We start from the raw sequence: 17,048 nt of genomic DNA, 5'->3' as shown, positions 1-17,048 counted from the left end.
GGCCGCGGTTGCGGGCCGGTGACGGCGGCGGGGCGCCACGCCGTAGCGCCCCGCCGCCGATCATGCGCACGTGCGGGTCCAGGGCTCGCTCACGCGGAAGGGGTCAGCCGGACCGTCACGATCTGGAACGGGCGCAGCACGAGCGGTACTCCGTCGGCGGTGACGGGCAGGACGGGGCCGTCGGTCAGCGGCCGTTCGAGCAGGTCGGTCACGGTGGCGGTGCGCAAGGGGAATCCTGTGCGCAGAACCGTCGTGGCGCGCCCGCCGAGCGACTCGTAGAGGCGCACGATCACGTCCCCCGAGCGGTCGTCCGCCAGCTTGACTGCTTCGATCACGACACCGCTGTGGTCGGTCCCGGCCAGCGGGGCGACGACGGCCTTGCCGGTGACGGTGCGTTCCGCCAGGTTGAAGCGGTAGCCCTCACGGACTGCGTCCCCGATGTCCGCGCCGATCACCAGGCCGTAGCGCAGCCGGTGTTCCCCCTGGTCGGTGTCCGGGTCCGGGAAGAGCGGGGCGCGCAGGAGCGACAGCCTGACGGTGGTCGTCGTGCCCCCGTCGGGACGCACGTCGTGGGTGACGTCGTGGCCGTAGGTGGAGTCGTTGACCAGGGCCGCGCCCCAGCCCGGCTCCGCGACATGCAGGAAACGGTGGGCGCACATCTCGAAACGGGCCGCGTCCCAGCTGGTGTTGGTGTGGGTGGGCCGCTGGACGTGGCCGAAGGGGATCTCGCTGGTGGAGTGCCCGGCCCGGAGGTCGAAGGGGAAGGATGCCTTGAGGATCTTCTCGCGCTCCCGCCAGTCGACGGCGGTGTCGATGTCGAGTCGGCGGGCGCCTTCCCTCAGCGTCAGCACCTGGCGGATGCTCGACCGGTTGACGCTCCGCACGATCTCGATGGCGTCGCCGCGGGCCGTCACGCCGTCGGCCCGGGTCAGGTCCTGGACTGTGTTGCGGTAGAACGCGTCGATGTCCCAGGCGTCCCACTGGTTGGGGAAGTCCTGGTGCAGTTGGAGCAGGTTGCCCACGGCCCCGGGGGCGAGCGCTTCGCGCCCGGCCGTCAGGTCGTACGCCGACGTGATCAGGCCACGGGCATCGACCGTGATCCGCACCAGTCCGTTGTCCAGGACCAGGCTGCCGTCCGGTCCTGTTCGCACGGGTGTGGTCCGTACAGGTGCGGTGCGGGGGGCGGCACCGAGTGCCGGTACCCCGTCGCGGTTGTGCGGGGCGGCGTTGAAGACGGTGACGGCGCCGTTCGCGTCGGCCGGACCGGCCAGGGCGCGCTGGGCGGTGTCGATGATCTCGTTCAGTTCCCGCGCGACCTCTCGGTGCGCCTGCTCCGTTTCCCGGTGCACCCAGGCGATGGAGGAGCCGGGCAGGATGTCGTGGAACTGGTGGAGCAGAACGGTCTTCCAGACGCGGTCGAGCGCCGCGTACGGATACGGCTCGCCGGTGCGTACCGAGGCGGTGGCCGACCACAGCTCCGCCTCCCGCAGCAGGTGTTCGCTGCGTCGGTTCCCCTGTTTGGTGGCGAGCTGGCTGGTGAGGGTTCCCCGGTGGAGTTCCAGGTAGAGCTCGCCGACCCAGACCGGCGCGTCCGGGTACTCCTCGTGGGCCTTGGTGAAGAAGTCGACGGGGCCCTCCATCGCGACCTTCGCGGAGCCCTCCAGGTCCGACAGCCGCTCGGCGCGTGCCAGCATCTCGCGGGTGGGGCCTCCCCCGCCGTCGCCGTAGCCGAACGGCACCAGGGAGCGGTTGGCGGCTCCCTTGTCGCGGAAGTTGCGTTCGGTGTGGCCGATGTCGCCGCCGGAGAGGTCGCCGTTGTAGGAGTCGACGGGCGGGAAGTGGCTGAAGATCCGGGAACCGTCGATGCCCTCCCACCAGAAGGTGTGGTGCGGGAACGCGTTCGTGGTGTTCCAGGAGATCTTCTGCGTGAGGAACCAGTCGATGCCGGCGAGCTTCATGAGCTGGGGCAGCGCGGCGTTGTAGCCGAAGGTGTCCGGAAGCCACATGTCGCGTGTCTCGACGCCGAACTCCTCCAGGTAGAAACGCTTGCCGTGGACGAACTGGCGGACCAGGGACTCGCCGCCGGAGAGGTTGGTGTCGGGCTCGACCCAGAGACTGCCGGTGGGCAGGAACTGCCCGGTCGCCGCTTTCTCCAGCACCCGGGCATACACCTCGGGGCGCTGTTCCTTGAGCCAGGCCAGTTGCTGGGCCTGCGACATGACGAAGCGGAAGTCGGGGTGGTCGTCCATCAGTGCGGTCACGTTCGAGACGGTGCGGGCCGCCTTGCGGACCGTTTCGCGTACCGGCCAGAGCCAGGCCGTGTCGATGTGGGCGTGGCCGACGGCCGAGATGCGGTGGGCGCCCGCGTGCGCGGGTGCCGAGAGCGCGGGGACCAGCACGGTCCTGGCCTGCCCGGCGGTACCGCTGATGTCCTGGAGGTCGATCACGTCGAGGGCCTTGCCCACCGTGTGCCGGATCTGGGCGCGCCGGTTGGAGTCCTCGGGCAGTTGGTGCATGAGCCCGGACAGCACGTCGAGGTCCTGTACGAGCTCCCAGACCGTCTCGTCGAAGACGGCGAGATCCGTCCGGGCCAGCCGGTAGAGGGGTTCGCCGGGGGGCCCGGTGCGCCCGGCGGCGCCCAGCCATGGGGCGACATCCCCGGCCCGGGTGGGGACGAAGGGGTCGCCGGCGGCGTCGAAGTCGAAGATCAGCGGGTTGGCGGCGGCCTCGATGTGGAACTCGAACTCCTCACCTCCCTGTGCCCGTTCGGCGACGAGCAGCCATGTGTTGCGCGGGTTGAGGGCCTTCACCGGCGTGCCGTCGGCCCGGTGCACGAGCCCTTCGGCGGAGAAGCCGGGCTGGGTGACGCCGAAGCCGAGGTCGAGCACTGCTTCGACCCGTTCCCCCGCCCACTCGGTGGGGACGGTGCCACGGACCCTGAACCAGCTGGTGGACCAGGCCGGGCCCCAGCACTCGCCGGTGCCGACCGGCTCGTAAAGTCCGGCGATGCCCTCGGCCACCGGGACGGGTTCACCGTGGACGTGATGGGCGCTCACCTCCAGCGGGAGGGAGCGGCTGTGGACTGCGGGCCTGAGACGCTGGTCGAGCACCCGGGTGAGCCGGCGTTCGGTCAGCGTGCGGTCGTCGTGCATGGGGACTCCATCGAAAGTTCCGCGCGGTGGGCGGCTTCGGCCCGCCCGGCGTCCGGGTGGCGGCGCGTCCCGGGGACGGCGGACGGTGCGGGGGTTACGGTCGGTCGGTCCCGTACCGGATGACTTCGGTGGGGACCACGGAGCGCCGTGCGGGCAGCGGGTTGCCGGGGCCGGCGTTGATGCGGTCGATGAGCATCTGGCCGGCTCTGCGCCCGATCTCGTCGGCGTCGTAGGACGCGATCGTCAGCGGGAGCCCGAGTACGTCCGCGAGGTCGAAGTCGTCGAAACCGGCCAGGGAGACCGGGACGTCGAGGGTGCGGACTGCCCTGATGGCGCCCTGGGTCAGCCGGTTGTTCGTGCAGAAGAGGGCGGTGGGGGCGTCAGGCTCTCGCAGCAGGGCGGCGGCCGCGCGCTCCGCGGTGGCCACATCGGCCAGTCCGCGGCGGACGTGGCGTTCGTCCGGCTCCAGGCCGGCCGCCTCATGGGCGGCCCAGTAGCCACGGAAGCGTTCGGCGCCCGTGTAGAGCGCGGGCGGGTTGCCCAGGAACCCGATCCGCCGGTGGCCGTCCTCGATCAGCCGGCCGGTGGCCGCCTCTGCCCCGCCGAAGTCGTCCACCAGTACGCAGTCGGCGTCCATTCCCGCCGGGGGCCGGGAGGCGAGGACGATCGGCATCCCGCGCAGCGCTGCCGGTGCCAGGTGGCGGTGGCTTCCGCCCGCCGGCACCACGATCATCCCGTCGACCTGGCGGGATGCCAGGTCCTCCACCAGCCCCCGTTCACGGTCGACCTCTTCGGCGGTGTTGGCGAGCAGGACCCTGAGACCGTGTTCGTAGGCCACTTCCTGGACGCCAAGCGCCAGCCGTGAGTAGAAGGGGTTGGCCAGGTTGGTGACGACCAGACCGATCATCCCGCTCCCGCCGACCCGTAGCCGGCGGGCGGTCTCGTTGCGCCGGTAGCCGAGCGCGTCGACCGCGCTCAGCACCCGCTCCCGGGTGGCTTCGGTGACGCCGGGATCGTCCTTGAGGACCCGGGAGACGGTCATCGCACTGACCTTGGCACGGGCGGCGACGTCACGCATCGTCGGCATGGCGGGGTCACTCGCTCGGTGCTGCACCACGGCCGGTCCTTCCTTCGTGCCGTAAGCGGGTCTGTGCCGTCGGTGGGCTCCCGGAGCCGCAGGCGCCGTCATTGTAGAGAGTGCCCGGCCCTCGGCGCCGCGAAGGGCATCTCCCCGGCAGCGAGAGGGCCGGGTCCCGCCGGGTCTCCTTCCGTCCGTCGCCCCAGGGCCCAGTACGCGGCCCCGATCAGAGGCGCGTCGTCGGGCCGTCGAGCGGTACGCAGGTCCATCGCGGCGACGATGTCGCCCGCTCCTGGTCCAGCGGCCTCGGCCCCGGTGGTGAGTCCGGCGCGCAGCGCGGGGCCGATGAGGTCCCAGGAGGCGGTCATGGAGCCGCCGACGACCATCACGTCGGGCCGGAACGCCGCGCACCAGGGCGCCAGGGCGCGCCCCAGCGTGGTGAAGCACCCGCTGATCGTCGCCTCGGCGTGCGGGTCCGCCCTGCGGGCCAGGGCGGCGATCGCGCTGACGTCCGGGGTCTCCGCACGGCGGTCAAGACCCGCGGCCCGTGCGTACCGCGCGCGGATCGCCCGCCGCGATATCACCTCCTCCAGCGGAAGTCCGTCGACCGAGATGCGGTGGACCCGGCCTCCGGGCGGAACGGCAAGGCCCTCGGTGACGGGATGCCCGTCGCGCAGGAAGGAGGATCCGACGCCGGTGCCGAGCGTGACGCACACGGACCGGCCCCGCTTCGTGGTGTCCCCGCTGTGGTGCTCCCCGATGGCGAAGGCGTCCGCGTCGTTGAGGAAGCTGATGGCGCGCGGGTGCGGGAGCCGGTCGCGCAGCTCCGCCCCTACGTCGACGTCGTGCAGCGCCTCGAACTTGCCGATGCCCCGGAACCTGCCGATGCCGGCCGCATAGTCGAACGGCCCCGGGACGGCGACACCCCAGCAGGCCCGGGCGGGCGCCGCGAGGTGGCGGGCGGCGTCCGCGAAGGAGTCGAGGATCTCCTCGGCGCCCGCATCGGCGGACACCGGTCTGCGGACGACGGAACCGGTGACCGGCGAACGGGACGTCATGTCCACGAGAGCGGCAGTGACATGGGTCCCGCCGATCTCCAGCACGGGAACCCGGGTCATGACGGTGTCACCAGGGACTTGACGACCTGCACGGGCCCCGTCCCGACGGGGTGGAGGCGGTAGGCTCCCACCCCGGCCGGCACGGTGAGGGTCTCGGCGAAGGCCAGTTCGTGGAGGCGGCCTCCGGCTGTCTCCACCACCACGCCGTCACCCGCGGCGACGTTGAGGATGTGGAAACGCCCCTCGGTGTCGTCCTCGGCCGGGCCCGATCCGTCGAGCACGAGGCGGTGGACCCGGTAGAACATCTCGGGCAGGGCGCCGATGACCTCTTCACGCCAGCCCGCGCCCTCGCGAAGGGTACGGGGCCGCTGGACGAGGTCCTCGCCGACATCGGGGCCGCGCCGGCCGGAATCGAGGTTGGCGAATGCGTGCCCGTGGGACAGCGGCCTGGGCACCCCGGAGGTGGAGCGGCGCAGCCAGTCGTAGAGGCGCAGCGAGTAGAGGTAGGGCGTGGCGCTGATCTCCAGCACGAGGTTGCCCGCGCCGGAGGCGTGCGGGGTTCCGGCCGGGATCATGAACAGCTGGCCGGGGTCGGCGGGGAACGTCTGGACGTGGTCCTCGACGCGCAGGGGCGTGCCGTGCGCCGCCGACGCCTCCACCTCCTTGCGCAGGATGTCCATGTCCGCACCCTGCCGCAGCCCGAGGTAGACCTGGGATCCGGGGTCGCCGGCCGTGATGTAGTAGGTCTCGTGCTGGGTGTAGGGCCAGCCGAAGGTGTCCCGCATGTACTGCTCCTGCGGGTGACAGTGCAGGGAGAGGTTGCCTCCGCCCACGGTGTCGAGGTAATCGAAGCGGATCGGGAACGAGGTGCCGTAGCGCTGGTGCACTTCCGCGCCGAGGAACTCCTCGGGGTGCAGGACGCACAGGAGCTGGAAGGGCAGTTCCACCTGTGCCCCGGCGTCCTGGCCGACGAGGACGCCCGCTTCGGGGGCGATCAGCTCGTAGCCGAGGGCGGTGTTGCCGTCCTCGGACTCGAAGCCGAGCTTCTCGGCGGCCCACTGTCCGCCCCAGGGGGTGGAGTTGAAGTAGGGACGGGTGCGTACGGGCTGCCGTGCGAGGGCTGCGAGGGTAGCCCGGACCTCGTCGCCGGCCAGGGACGCCGGGGCCTTCGGGTCCTGTACGTCGATCCACCGGTCGATCCTGGGCGCGAGAGCGTCACGGTGGCGGTCGGTGACAGGCCAGTCGGTGTAGAAGAGACTGCGCAGTTCGCCCGGTGTGTTCGGGCGGCCGAGGTTGGCACCCACGGGAAGCGTCCCGGAGGCGACAGCGCTCTCCGCGTACCGCTTGGGCAGGTCCGCCCACCAGATCAGATCGGGTGAGCAAAGGGCCGCGCCGGGGCCGAACACCAGCAGGACGCCGTTGTCGGGACGCTCCGCCGACGGCCGGCACTCGAAGAGGTCGGCCATCTCGAACTCGGCGAGCGGCAGGAAGAAGGCGTCGGCCCCGGCGTCCGGGACGCACAACCGCTCGACGGCCGCCGCCGACCACCGCTCGCGCACGTCCAGGACGGCCACCTCGACGGACCTCGCACGCAGTGCTGCGGCGATCCCCCGGGCGGCCCCGTCCCAGTCCAGGGCCGCGGGCCCGTCCACGGCCAGGACGACGGGCCGGGCGGGCAGGGTCGCGACCGCGTCGTTCCAGCCGGCGACCACGGTGCCTACTGCCGGGTAGCGGGGGTCGCGTTCATAAGGGCGGGGCTCTGAGTGCACAGGTTCTCCTGACGGGACGAGCGGGCAACCGAGGGGATGGTATCGATAACAACGACGACGAACAAGAGAGCTGACGGCTTCTCAGGCATACCAGCAGCTAGACACAGGTTCTCTGCGGATTCTTGGGGCGAAGTCTTGTTTCGACCTCATGGTGTCGTTAACATCCTGGCAATCCGAACCGCCGCTGCCGTGCGGTACGGCGAGATCTCTCGGAGGGCCAAGCCCCTCACCCACCACACCCCCAGAGCCAGGGATCCCTTCCAGGGTCCCGAGGGAAGGGAATCCATGAGATCAACCGGCGGGGCGACACAGTGGTCGTCCCACCCAGTGGGCCGCCGCAGCGTCCTGGCGACCCTCGGAGCGGGCGGTGCGGCCGCACTGGCCGGCTGCGCCCGGGGCGACAGCACCGCGGTGCGGCCCGGCACCACCACTCTCGCCAACGACAACGCCACCTGGGACCAGGGGTACGTCGCGGCCGGGCGGGAACTGAAGAAGCTCACCGGCTGTGCGCTGCGTCCGCTGTCCAACCCCAACCCCACCTCGTACAGGCAGGTCACGCAGATCTCGCTGCAGACGACCAAGGCCACCGACATGATCAAGTGGGCTTCCGGCTACTTCCTCAAGTCGCTGGCCCGCACCGGGGAGCTCAGCGATCTCTCCTCCCTGTGGACCGACTACGAGCGCAAGGGCTGGGTCACGTCGCAGGCCCGTGAGCCGATGTCGTACCGCGGCTCCGTATACGGGATACCGCTCTACGAGTCGTACTACGTCCTCTTCTACAACACGGCCGTCTTCCGCAAGCACGGGCTGCGGGCTCCCGACACCTGGGAGGAGATGCTGCACAACGCCGAGGTACTGAAGAAGGCCGGTGTCACCCCGTTCGTGGCCACCCAGGCCGGCAACTGGCCCGCGTACGAGTGGTTCCAGGAACTGGTCAGCAAGGTGGACCCGGAGTTCTACGCGGAGCTGATCACGGGAAAGGCGAGCTACACCGACCCGCAGGCGAAGCAGGCCCTCCAGATCTGGCGCGACTTCATGAGCAAGGGCTGGATGACCGCGGCGGACTTCGACCAGAACAACGGCCCGGCCGCCCTCAAGGCCGGCCGGATCGGCATGTTCCTGCACGGTTCCTGGCAGTCGCAGGGGATAGCCGCCACCGGAATGAAGCCGGGCGTCGACTTCGACGCCTTCGTCATGCCACCCGTCGCCGCGTCCACCCGCCGCTCCGTCATCACCGAGTCCGGGGTGCTCGCGGTACCGCGCAAGGCCGTCTCGCACGACGCGGCCATGGCCAACGCGGCGAACTGGCTCGACCCGAAGGTCCAGAAGGTGTGGACCGACTTCCTCCAGGACTCCTCGGCCAACCCGCTCTCACGACCGGGCAATCCGGTGATCGCCGGGCTCAAGGACCGGGCGCTGAAGGAACACTGGACACTGCTGCCCCGCTACGGCGAGTCGGGCCCGCCCAACCTCATCCAGGGAAACACCGACGACTTGGGGGGTTTCATGACCGGGGCCTCCTCATCCGACGCCACGCTGCGCAGCATGGCGGGCCGGGCCACGAAGGAGTGGGCGGCGTGGGAGAGGGACGAGTCATGAGTTCCTCCCTCGACCAGCGCCGGTCGCCGCTTCCCGGCCCTCAAGCCTCGCCCGGGCCGCGCCCGGCGGTCTCCGCGTCCGCCCGGCGGCCCCCGCGCCGGCTGCGGGACAGGGTCGCCGGCGCCGGATTCCTGGCTCCCGCCGTCGTCCTGGTGGGCGCGCTGCTCCTTGCCCCGTTCGCCGCCACCGTCTACCGGAGCCTGTTCGACGACCGCCGGGTCTCCGGGTTCGCCGGTCTCGACAACTACGCCCTCTTCCTCAACGACCCGGTGCTGACCCGGTCGATCCAGAACACCCTGATGTGGGTGGTCGGAACGGTCGTGCTGCCGCTGGTGCTGGGCCTCGCCATCGCCGTGATGACCGACGGTGCCCGGTGGTCCCGGGTGGCACGGCTGGTCGTGGTCCTGCCCTACGCGCTGTCCGGTTCGGCCGTCGCGGTCGTGTGGAACTTCGTCCTCAACACCGACGGCGCCGCGAACCAGGTGCTCAAGGCGTTCGGCATGGGTTCGTTCGCCCAGGGCTGGCTGCTGGAGTGGCCGGGCAACACGCTGGTGATGATCGTCGCCAACACCTGGCAGTCGGCCGGCGTGGCGGTGATCCTCTTCCTGGTCGGCCTCCAGACCATCCCGCCGGAGACCCTCGAGGCGGCTTCCCTCGACGGGGCGGCGGGCTGGCGGAAGTTCTGGTACGTCGTGCTGCCGCAGCTGCGGACCGTCTCCGTCATCGTCGTCGGCACCAGCCTGGTCAACGGCCTGAAGTCCTTCGACCTGATCTGGGTGCTCACCCAGGGCGGGCCCGGCCGGCAGTCGGAGACACTCGCGGTCTCGATGTACCAGGAGACGTTCCTCGCCCTGCACCCGGGGGCGGGCGCGGCGGTCGCGGTCGTGCTCACCGCGATCGTGCTGATCGCCTCGTGGTTGTACCTGCGGCGCCAGCTGACCCCGAAAGGCGACTGAACATGTCCACCACCCGCACCGGCCGCGCCCCGCGAAGGCGGCCCACCCCGGGCCGGATCGTCCGCAACACGACCCTGGTGGTCATCTCCCTGATCTGGGCCCTGCCCACCTGGCTGCTGCTCGTCAACGCCCTGGTCCCGGCGGCGGACTACGGCGGCACGCCGCACTGGTGGCCGCAGGGGTTCGGCCTCTTCGACAACATGTCGCAGGCCTGGACGAAGGCGGACCTCGGCCCCTCCATGGGCAACAGCCTGCTCTACGCCGTCACCAGTGCCGCCGCCGCCATCGTCGTGGCCACCACCGCCGCCTTCGCGACCGTCATCATGCCGGTACGGCACAAGGCGCTGTGGTTCTGGCTGATCTACTCCGGGACGCTGCTTCCGCTCCAGGTCTTCCTGCGGCCACTGTTCCTCGCCTACGCGGACACCGGTCTCTACGACGCCCAGTTCGGTCTCTTCCTGGTGTACGTGGCGATCGCCATCCCGTTCGCGTACTTCATCATGCGCAACTTCGCGCTGACGCTGGCACCGGAGATCATCGAGGCCGCCCGGATGGACGGCGCGTCGTGGTGGCGGGTGTTCTGGCAGATCCACGTGCCGCTGTCCAGGTCCGCCATGGTGGCCGCCTTCGTCTTCCAGTTCGTCTCCGTCTGGAACGACCTGCTGTTCGGAATCACGCTCTCCACCAGCAAGAACATCCGCCCGGTGATGGCCGCGCTGGCCGACCTCCAGGGCAACTACTCCAACGTGGGACCGCCTGTGGTGCTCGGCGGCGCACTCCTGGTCTCGCTGCCGACCGTCGTCCTGTTCTTCTCCGCGCAGCGCTTCTTCGTCAGCAGCCTCAAGCTGCACGGCTGAGCCGAGTCCCGGCCACCGCCACCGTTCCACCTTCCCGAAAGGCAGACCATGGTGAAGACTCCCGTACGCGCCGCACTGGCCCTCGCCGTCCTCTCCGGAGCACTGTGGGCGAGTCCCGCCGCCGCGGCCGGCGATGACCGGCAGACACCGGCATCCGCCTGGGCCCACCGCGCCGAAGTCACCTACGACGCGCTGCAGCAGCACCTCTACCAGGGCCCTCGGTCCCGCGGCCTGTACCTGGAGAAGACACCGCTCAAGGAAGGGGAGAACCCCCACTCCTACCTCTGGCCGCTGCGTGAGGCGGCCGCCGCCACCGTGGACATGTCCGAACTGCCCGGCATCGGCGCCCGCTACGAGCGTGACGCCGCCGAGCGCTTCACCACGCTGCGGCTGTACTTCGACCCCCGCGACGGCCGCCCCGGCTACGACTCCTACCTGCCCGCGCCGCTCGGTCAGGGCGGGGACGTCTTCTACGATGACAACGCTGTCGTGGGGCTCTCCTTCCTCGACCAGTACCGGGCCACCGGCGAGGAGCTCTACCTCGACCGGGCTCGGGAGACCTATGCGGTCGTCAGCCGCGGCTGGGACGAGGATCCGGCCAAGCCCTGCCCCGGAGGCATGCACTGGGTCGACTCCCCGGACAACACCATGCGCGCCGCCAACGTCACGGGACTGGCCGCCCAGCTCGCCGCCGAGCTCTACACCCTCGATCACGACGAACGGCTCCTCGCGAGTGCGAGGCAGTGGTACGCGTGGAACTGGTCGTGCCTGCGTCGGTCCCCCGGCCTGTACGACAACAGCCGTGACGACGACGGCACCGTGAACACGGCCCTGTGGTCGTACAACTCCGGCGCCATGATCGGCACCGCCACAACGCTCTACCGCGCGACCGGGGAGCGGAGCTACCTCGACCGTGCCGTCGAGGACGCGCAGGGTTCACTCGCGTACTGGAAGCAGGGCGACCGGCTGCACGACCAGCCGGCGATCTTCAACGCCTTCTACTTCGACAACCTCCGCATCCTGGACGAGGTGCGGCCGGACCCCGCCTACCGGGCCGCGGCCGCCACGTACGCCGAGCGGACCTGGAAGGAGAACCGGACACCGTCCGACGGTCTGTTCCGATTCCAGCCCTCCGGCGGCGGCGACCACGCCCCCCAGGCGCAGGCCGAGACACTCGAACAGTCCGCGATGGTGCAGATCTTCGCCGGTCTCGCCTCCGACCGCTCCTGACCCACCCCGCTCCCGAGCAGCATGTCCCGGCACCACACACGAGTGGAGATCTCTCCCATGCCCCGCCCCGCACTTGCCCGTCCCTCCTGGTGGGACTCGAACATGGCCCGAGACATCCTGCGCGACCGCGGGGTGTCCGCCGAGGGGGCTCTCGGCGGGCACCCCGTCAGGTTCTCCTGCGAACCTCTCCTGCGCCATGACGGCGCGGGAGGCCTCCTGCAGTCCGTGCGTGTCACGGCCGGCCGGCCGGTCACCCGCGCCCTCGTCACCACCGTCTCCGGCAGCGTCCTGCGCTGCGACGTGCTGCCGGGGCCGGGCACCGACACCCGGCTGCTGGTCCCGGAGGTGGACGCTCCCACACCGGTCCTGGTCGGACTGCCTGAACTCGCCGACGGGGAGAGCGTCGAGGTACTGCTGACCCCTCAACGCCACTGGACTCTGCACCTGGTCCAGCACGCCCATCTGGACATCGGCTACACCGACCCTCAGAGCACCGTACTGGCCGAGGGACGCAAGTACCTCGACTCCCTGCTGGAACTGTGCCGCACCACCGACGACTGGCCCGAGGAGTCGAAGTTCCGCTGGGCGGTCGAGGGATACTTCAGCTATGAGAACTGGTCGCAGAACCGGCCGGCGCGCATGGTCGCGGAGTTCCTGGACCGGGTACGCGAAGGGCGCATCGAGCTGACCGCGATGCCCTTCAATCTGCACACCGAGACCTGCTCCACCGACGAGCTGCACGAACTGCTGCGACCGATACGCGAGTTGCGGGACAAGTCGGGTATCGACATCACCACGGCCATGCAGACGGACGTGCCGGGGCAGGTCGTCGGGCTGCCCGACGTCCTCGCCGACAGCGGGATCCGCTACCTGTCGGTGGCCCACAACTGGGCAGGGCGGGCGGTGCCGCACCACGTCGGCGGCCAGGACCTTCCCCGTCTGTTCCGCTGGCGGGCGCCGAGCGGCCGTGAGGTGCTGGTCTGGCGTACCGACACCCCCCACGGCCTCGCCTACATGGAGGGCTCGATCATCGGGTTCGACGAGTCCTTCGACCGCGTCGACGACCTGCTGCCGAACTACCTCACGGCCCTGGCGAACCACCAGTACCCGCACGAGGGCCGGGGCATCCCCGGATTCCCCGTCCTGGACGAGGAGTTCAAGGGGGACCCCTACCCCTGGGACATCCTGCACCTGCGGGTCCTGGGCAAGTTCGCGGACAACGGGCCGCCGCGCCGCATCATCGCGGACACCGTGCGCCGCTGGAACGAGGAGTGGGCCTTCCCCGTCCTGCGCACCTCGCGCAACGAGGACTTCTTCAAGGACGCCGAGGAGCGGCTCGGCGACCGGATCGAGACGTACGAGGGCGACTGGACGGACTGGTGGGTCGACGGCGTCGGCGCGGGTGCCGTGCCGCTGGCCGCCACGCGCGACGGACAGGCGGCGCTGGCCGACGCCCAGACTCTCGCGGGCCACTCGGAGATCCTGGGAGCACCGGACGCGGCCCGGATCACCCGCGCCACACCGCAGGTGTACCGCGCCGCCTCCCTGTTCAACGAGCACACCTGGGGCGCCGGCGACCCCTGGACGCACGGCGACCACGGTCACGCCTCAGGTGAGCGGCAGTGGCACTGGAAATACGCCCAGGCCCTGAGCGCCCACGACGGGGCGCACACCCTGCTGGACGCCGCGAACGCGGCCCTGGGGGAACGTCTCGCCCCGCGCGAGGGGACGCTCGCCGGCTACTACGTCGTCAACACGTGCAGCTGGGAACGGTCCGAGTCGGTCCGGCTCTTCCTCCCCGAGAGCACCGTGTCCCTCGCCGACCCGGTGCGGGTCGTCGACTCCCGCACGGGCATGCCGCTGGAGGTGACCGAGGAGGAGCAGAGCAACGAACTCCACCGGGCGGCTGGTCGTTTCCTGCTGTTCCGGGCGGTCGGTGTGCCGGCCCATGGAGCCGTACGGGTGGACATCGAGCCCTCGCCCGCCCCCTCGGCCGCACCGCCGGCCGAGGCCGGCACCCCGGACGACGTCTCCACGGTCCTGGAGAACGAGTTCCTGCGCGTCCACGTCGATCTGAGGTCCGCGTGCATCGACTCCGTCCTGGACAAGCGGACGGGCGGCGAACTGGTCCGTCAGGACGCGACCGTCGGCCTCAACGGATATGTGTACGACGAGTACGCCACGGCCGGCGGGTTCAACCACCAGTCGAGCAAGACCACGGCGGACGACTCGATGCACCTGCTTGCCACACGCAGGACGGCACCCCCGGCGGCCCTCGTGGAACGGGTGTCGGACGCGACCGGCGAGACGCTGGTCTACGAGTGCGCCCCGGCGGGCACCCGGCGGCTCAGGGTCAAGGTCCATCTTCCGCACGCGTGTGCCCGGATCGACCTGGAGAACCGGATCGACAAGGCCGCGACCCTGACGAAGGAGAGCGCGTTCTTCGCCTTCCCCTTCGCTATGCGGTCCCCGGTCGTACGGATGGAGGCGACCGGTGGAGTCACCGGGACGGGGCTGCCGACGGTGCCCGGTTCGGCCCGGCACATGCGGGCCGTACGCCGCTGGGTCAGCCTCCAGGAGGAGGGCACGACCGCCGCGCTGGCCACCCAGGACGCACCGCTGATCCAGGTGGGCGGGATCGCCATCCCCTATGTGCCGTACCCGCAGTCGCTGGCGCAGGAGGAGCCGGGCACGGTGTTCTCGTGGGTCCACAACAACATCTGGGACACCAACTTCCCTTCGGAGCAGGCCTTCGACCACGTGTTCCGCTACAGCGTCGGGTGGGAGGACGCGGAAGTCCCCGGTGGCGCGGTGCTCGGCATGCGCACGGCCGCTGTGGGCAGCCGGCCCCTGGTGGCGGTACGTGCCGGCCGGCCGGCCGAACCCGACCCCGGTACCTCATACGCGCTCCTGGCCGTCGACGACCCGCGGGTGCGAGTCGTCGGCCTGACCGTGCCCGAGCCGGGGCGCGTGCTCGTACGCCTGCAGTCCTTCGCCGAGGAGCCGGTCACCTGCCGCATCACTCCGGGCTTCCCCGTCACCGGGGCCGTGTCCGCCGACTACCTCGGCGCCCTGGGCACCGCCCTGCACGCCGGGCCGGGCGGTGCGCTGCGGGTCCCGGTACCCCGCCTCGGGACCACGGCGGTGTCGCTGACGTGCGGGGACGCGCCGGAGCTCCGGGGGTGACGGCCGCGGCCCCGGTTCCGAACGCCCTCGTGACGTCCGCGGGGTGTCAGGACAGGGCTGTCGCCCCCTCTCCGCGGTGAGTCAGGGGGGTGGCGCGTCGCGGACGGAGCACGCGCCACCCCCGGCAGGGGCATCGTCGGCCGAACACCTCGGGAAGATCGTCGGACACCACGGGTCCGGTACCCCTCCCCGCGCGCGTGTGCGGCGGACGAGGTACGTCAGCGGGTCACGCCGGCTCGATGCGGGAGACGCTGCCGCCGATGGCGAGGACATACAGCTCGCCGTCTCCGCCCTCCACGAAGGAGATGACCTCGCCGCCCTGGACTCCGAGGTCACCCTCGCCGGTGACCTCGCCGTTCTCGATCCGCAGGGTGCGGATCGTGCCGTCGCAGTAGTCGCTGAAGACGTACTGCCCCTTGAGGTCCGCGATGGCGTCGCCGCGGTAGACGTAGCCGCCGGTGACCGAGCAGCCGAGGCCGGTGCGGTCGTACTCGTGGACCGGGGGCACGTGGTTCGCGGGCTCGGTACCTCCGCGGAAGGGGTGGTTGCCCTCCATCGAGGACCAGCCGTAGTTCTCGCCGCCCTTGCTCGCGGCGGGAGCCCAGTTGATCTCCTCCCAGTCGCTCTGGCCGACGTCGCCGATCAGCAGGTCACCCGTGCCCGCGTCGAAGGAGAAGCGCCACGGGTTGCGCAGCCCGTACGCCCAGATCTCGCCCTTCGCCGTCGGATCGCCCACGAACGGGTTGTCCGCCGGAATGGCGTACGGGTCGCCGCCGCCGGGATCGATGCGCAGCAGTTTGCCGAGCAGCGTGTCGAGTTTCTGCCCGTTGCCGTGCGGGTCACCGCCCGATCCGCCGTCGCCGAGGCCGATGTAGAGGTATCCGTCGGGGCCGAACTTGAGGTCGCCGCCGTTGTGGTTCGAGTACGGCTGGGTCTGTGTGAGAACGGTGCGTCGGGTGTCCGCCTGGATCGCGCCGTCCCGCACGGCGAACTCGTCCACCGTGCTGGTGCCTTCGAGGTCCGTGAACGAGATGTAGAAGTGGGCGAAGTCCGGGTCGAACGCCACGCCCAGCAGGCCCCGTTCGCCGTCGGTGGTCGTCTGGTCAGAGATGTCCAGGACGGGATCGCCGAGCCCCTGGGCGCTCAGAACCCTTACGGTTCCCGCGCGTTCGGCGATCCAGAGCGTGCCGTCCGGCCCGGCGGCGCCGGCTGAGGGGCTCGTGGCCCGGGCGACTTCGTTGAGGACCACCGACGCCCGTTGCTGTGGGTCGGCCGACGCCGTGGCGAGAGCCACGGACGCGGCAAGGCAGGCAGTGCCGATGATCGCGGTGATTCTGGTGCGTACGTTCACCGTGGCCTCCTGGAGGCGGTGAGTGGGGGGAGGGCAGCCGGCCGCTCCGGACGGAGTCGAGTGGGCATCGTCCTCACCGGCACGCAACCGGGGTGGGGAGACGGCGTGCCGCCGGCACGCACGAGGATAAGCGGACTGGGCCGACTTGGCCTAGACCACAGGAGACATTCTCTCTCCGCGCCGGACCGCCCGTGCGCTTCAGCGCGGACCCGTCTCGGTGGCGGTCCCTCCGGCACCCGGCTGGAGGTCGCACCGTGCGGGATCACGCGTGCCGTCCGTGCCCCGCAGCGTCACCGTCGCCGTGCCCTGAGCGCTCTCCGCGAACGCCACCGTGCAGACGAGTTGCCACTCGGCGGGCCGGCTGAGCCCGCCGAGCGGGGCCGCCAGGGCGACGTCCACGCCGTCGTCGGACACCTTTACCGCAGCCGGGTCGGGCAGCGACGCGTCGTTGACGAGGCCCGCCCGCTTCTCCGCCTCGTTCGGTCCTGCCAGCAGCGCGCTGATGGTCTTCTCCGTGGCGGGCAGGGCGGCCTCCTCACCTTCTTCCGGGCCCTGCTGTTCCCCGGGAAACTGACTCTCGCCGACGGTCCGGGGAACAGGCACCAGCACGGCGTCCGGGGAGAGGAAGAACAGGAGCATCCGCACCTGACGGGCGGGGAGGACGTCGACGGTCGCGGCGCTTCCCGCGCCGATGACGTCTGTCTCCTGGATGCCACAGGCCGTGAGGGGGACCCAGGCCGCGAGCAAGGCCGCCGTGCGCAGGCGCATCCTCATGCCGGCGCCCTCTCCGTGTCGTCGTCGCGTGACGGATC

The 17,048-nt window shown here is 70.9% G+C and carries 11 protein-coding genes; 5 read left to right on the top strand and 6 right to left on the bottom strand.

Annotated elements, in window-relative coordinates:
- Positions 1–89 precede the first annotated feature (89 nt).
- The 4 genes from ACIRJR_RS20950 to ACIRJR_RS20935 form a co-directional block, all read right to left on the bottom strand.
- A complete protein-coding gene (locus ACIRJR_RS20950) occupies positions 90–3,152 on the bottom strand; it encodes an alpha-mannosidase (protein WP_403782792.1) in 3,063 nt (1,020 codons plus the stop codon).
- Between the two features lie 94 nt (positions 3,153–3,246).
- Complete coding sequence (locus ACIRJR_RS20945; RefSeq protein WP_403782877.1) at positions 3,247–4,230, bottom strand: LacI family DNA-binding transcriptional regulator; 984 nt, start codon at positions 4,228–4,230, stop codon at positions 3,247–3,249.
- A 107-nt stretch (positions 4,231–4,337) separates the two neighbouring features.
- Complete coding sequence (locus tag ACIRJR_RS20940; RefSeq protein ID WP_403782789.1) at positions 4,338–5,348, bottom strand: ROK family protein; 1,011 nt, start codon at positions 5,346–5,348, stop codon at positions 4,338–4,340.
- Positions 5,345–7,057 (bottom strand): class I mannose-6-phosphate isomerase, encoded by a 1,713-nt coding sequence (locus ACIRJR_RS20935; RefSeq protein WP_403782787.1) that lies wholly within the window; start codon positions 7,055–7,057, stop codon positions 5,345–5,347. Before ACIRJR_RS20935 ends, ACIRJR_RS20940 begins: the two co-directional genes overlap by 4 nt.
- Before the next feature lie 285 nt (positions 7,058–7,342).
- Between ACIRJR_RS20935 and ACIRJR_RS20930 the strand changes: the two genes are divergently transcribed.
- The 5 genes from ACIRJR_RS20930 to ACIRJR_RS20910 are packed head-to-tail and all read left to right on the top strand — an operon-like array spanning position 7,343 to position 14,885.
- Positions 7,343–8,656: an ABC transporter substrate-binding protein gene (locus ACIRJR_RS20930; RefSeq protein ID WP_403782784.1), complete on the top strand. Its 1,314-nt coding sequence runs from the start codon at positions 7,343–7,345 to the stop codon at positions 8,654–8,656.
- Positions 8,653–9,612: a carbohydrate ABC transporter permease gene (locus ACIRJR_RS20925; RefSeq protein WP_403782781.1), complete on the top strand. Its 960-nt coding sequence runs from the start codon at positions 8,653–8,655 to the stop codon at positions 9,610–9,612. Before ACIRJR_RS20930 ends, ACIRJR_RS20925 begins: the two co-directional genes overlap by 4 nt.
- 2 nt (positions 9,613–9,614) lie before the next feature.
- Entirely contained in the window at positions 9,615–10,469 is an 855-nt protein-coding gene (locus ACIRJR_RS20920; RefSeq protein WP_403782778.1) for a carbohydrate ABC transporter permease, read from the top strand.
- A gap of 48 nt (positions 10,470–10,517) precedes the next feature.
- Positions 10,518–11,699: a glycoside hydrolase family 76 protein gene (locus ACIRJR_RS20915; protein ID WP_403782775.1), complete on the top strand. Its 1,182-nt coding sequence runs from the start codon at positions 10,518–10,520 to the stop codon at positions 11,697–11,699.
- A 57-nt stretch (positions 11,700–11,756) separates the two neighbouring features.
- The gene (locus ACIRJR_RS20910) at positions 11,757–14,885 is read left to right on the top strand and encodes an alpha-mannosidase (protein WP_403782772.1); all 3,129 of its coding nucleotides are present in this window, start codon (positions 11,757–11,759) and stop codon (positions 14,883–14,885) included.
- A gap of 226 nt (positions 14,886–15,111) precedes the next feature.
- On the opposite strand, the gene ACIRJR_RS20905 is transcribed toward ACIRJR_RS20910, so the two are convergent.
- Positions 15,112–16,236 (bottom strand): PQQ-dependent sugar dehydrogenase, encoded by a 1,125-nt coding sequence (locus tag ACIRJR_RS20905; RefSeq protein WP_403782769.1) that lies wholly within the window; start codon positions 16,234–16,236, stop codon positions 15,112–15,114.
- Between the two features lie 198 nt (positions 16,237–16,434).
- The gene (locus ACIRJR_RS20900) at positions 16,435–17,010 is read right to left on the bottom strand and encodes a hypothetical protein (protein ID WP_403782766.1); all 576 of its coding nucleotides are present in this window, start codon (positions 17,008–17,010) and stop codon (positions 16,435–16,437) included.
- Positions 17,011–17,048 lie beyond the last annotated feature (38 nt).

The organism is Streptomyces sp. NPDC102402, from assembly GCF_044765765.1.
GTDB lineage: Bacteria > Actinomycetota > Actinomycetes > Streptomycetales > Streptomycetaceae > Streptomyces.
This window is presented reverse-complemented; position numbering and strand designations above follow the sequence as displayed.

What these genes read in the sequence shown, in the direction of transcription:
- ACIRJR_RS20950 (WP_403782792.1), bottom strand. Translation starts at nt 3,152, where the DNA reads ATGCACGACGACCGCACGCTGACCGAACGCCGGCTCACCCGGGTGCTC.
- ACIRJR_RS20945 (WP_403782877.1), bottom strand. Translation starts at nt 4,230, where the DNA reads ATGCGTGACGTCGCCGCCCGTGCCAAGGTCAGTGCGATGACCGTCTCC.
- ACIRJR_RS20940 (WP_403782789.1), bottom strand. Translation starts at nt 5,348, where the DNA reads ATGACCCGGGTTCCCGTGCTGGAGATCGGCGGGACCCATGTCACTGCC.
- ACIRJR_RS20930 (WP_403782784.1), top strand. Translation starts at nt 7,343, where the DNA reads ATGAGATCAACCGGCGGGGCGACACAGTGGTCGTCCCACCCAGTGGGC.
- ACIRJR_RS20925 (WP_403782781.1), top strand. Translation starts at nt 8,653, where the DNA reads ATGAGTTCCTCCCTCGACCAGCGCCGGTCGCCGCTTCCCGGCCCTCAA.
- ACIRJR_RS20920 (WP_403782778.1), top strand. Translation starts at nt 9,615, where the DNA reads ATGTCCACCACCCGCACCGGCCGCGCCCCGCGAAGGCGGCCCACCCCG.
- ACIRJR_RS20915 (WP_403782775.1), top strand. Translation starts at nt 10,518, where the DNA reads ATGGTGAAGACTCCCGTACGCGCCGCACTGGCCCTCGCCGTCCTCTCC.
- ACIRJR_RS20910 (WP_403782772.1), top strand. Translation starts at nt 11,757, where the DNA reads ATGCCCCGCCCCGCACTTGCCCGTCCCTCCTGGTGGGACTCGAACATG.
- ACIRJR_RS20900 (WP_403782766.1), bottom strand. Translation starts at nt 17,010, where the DNA reads ATGAGGATGCGCCTGCGCACGGCGGCCTTGCTCGCGGCCTGGGTCCCC.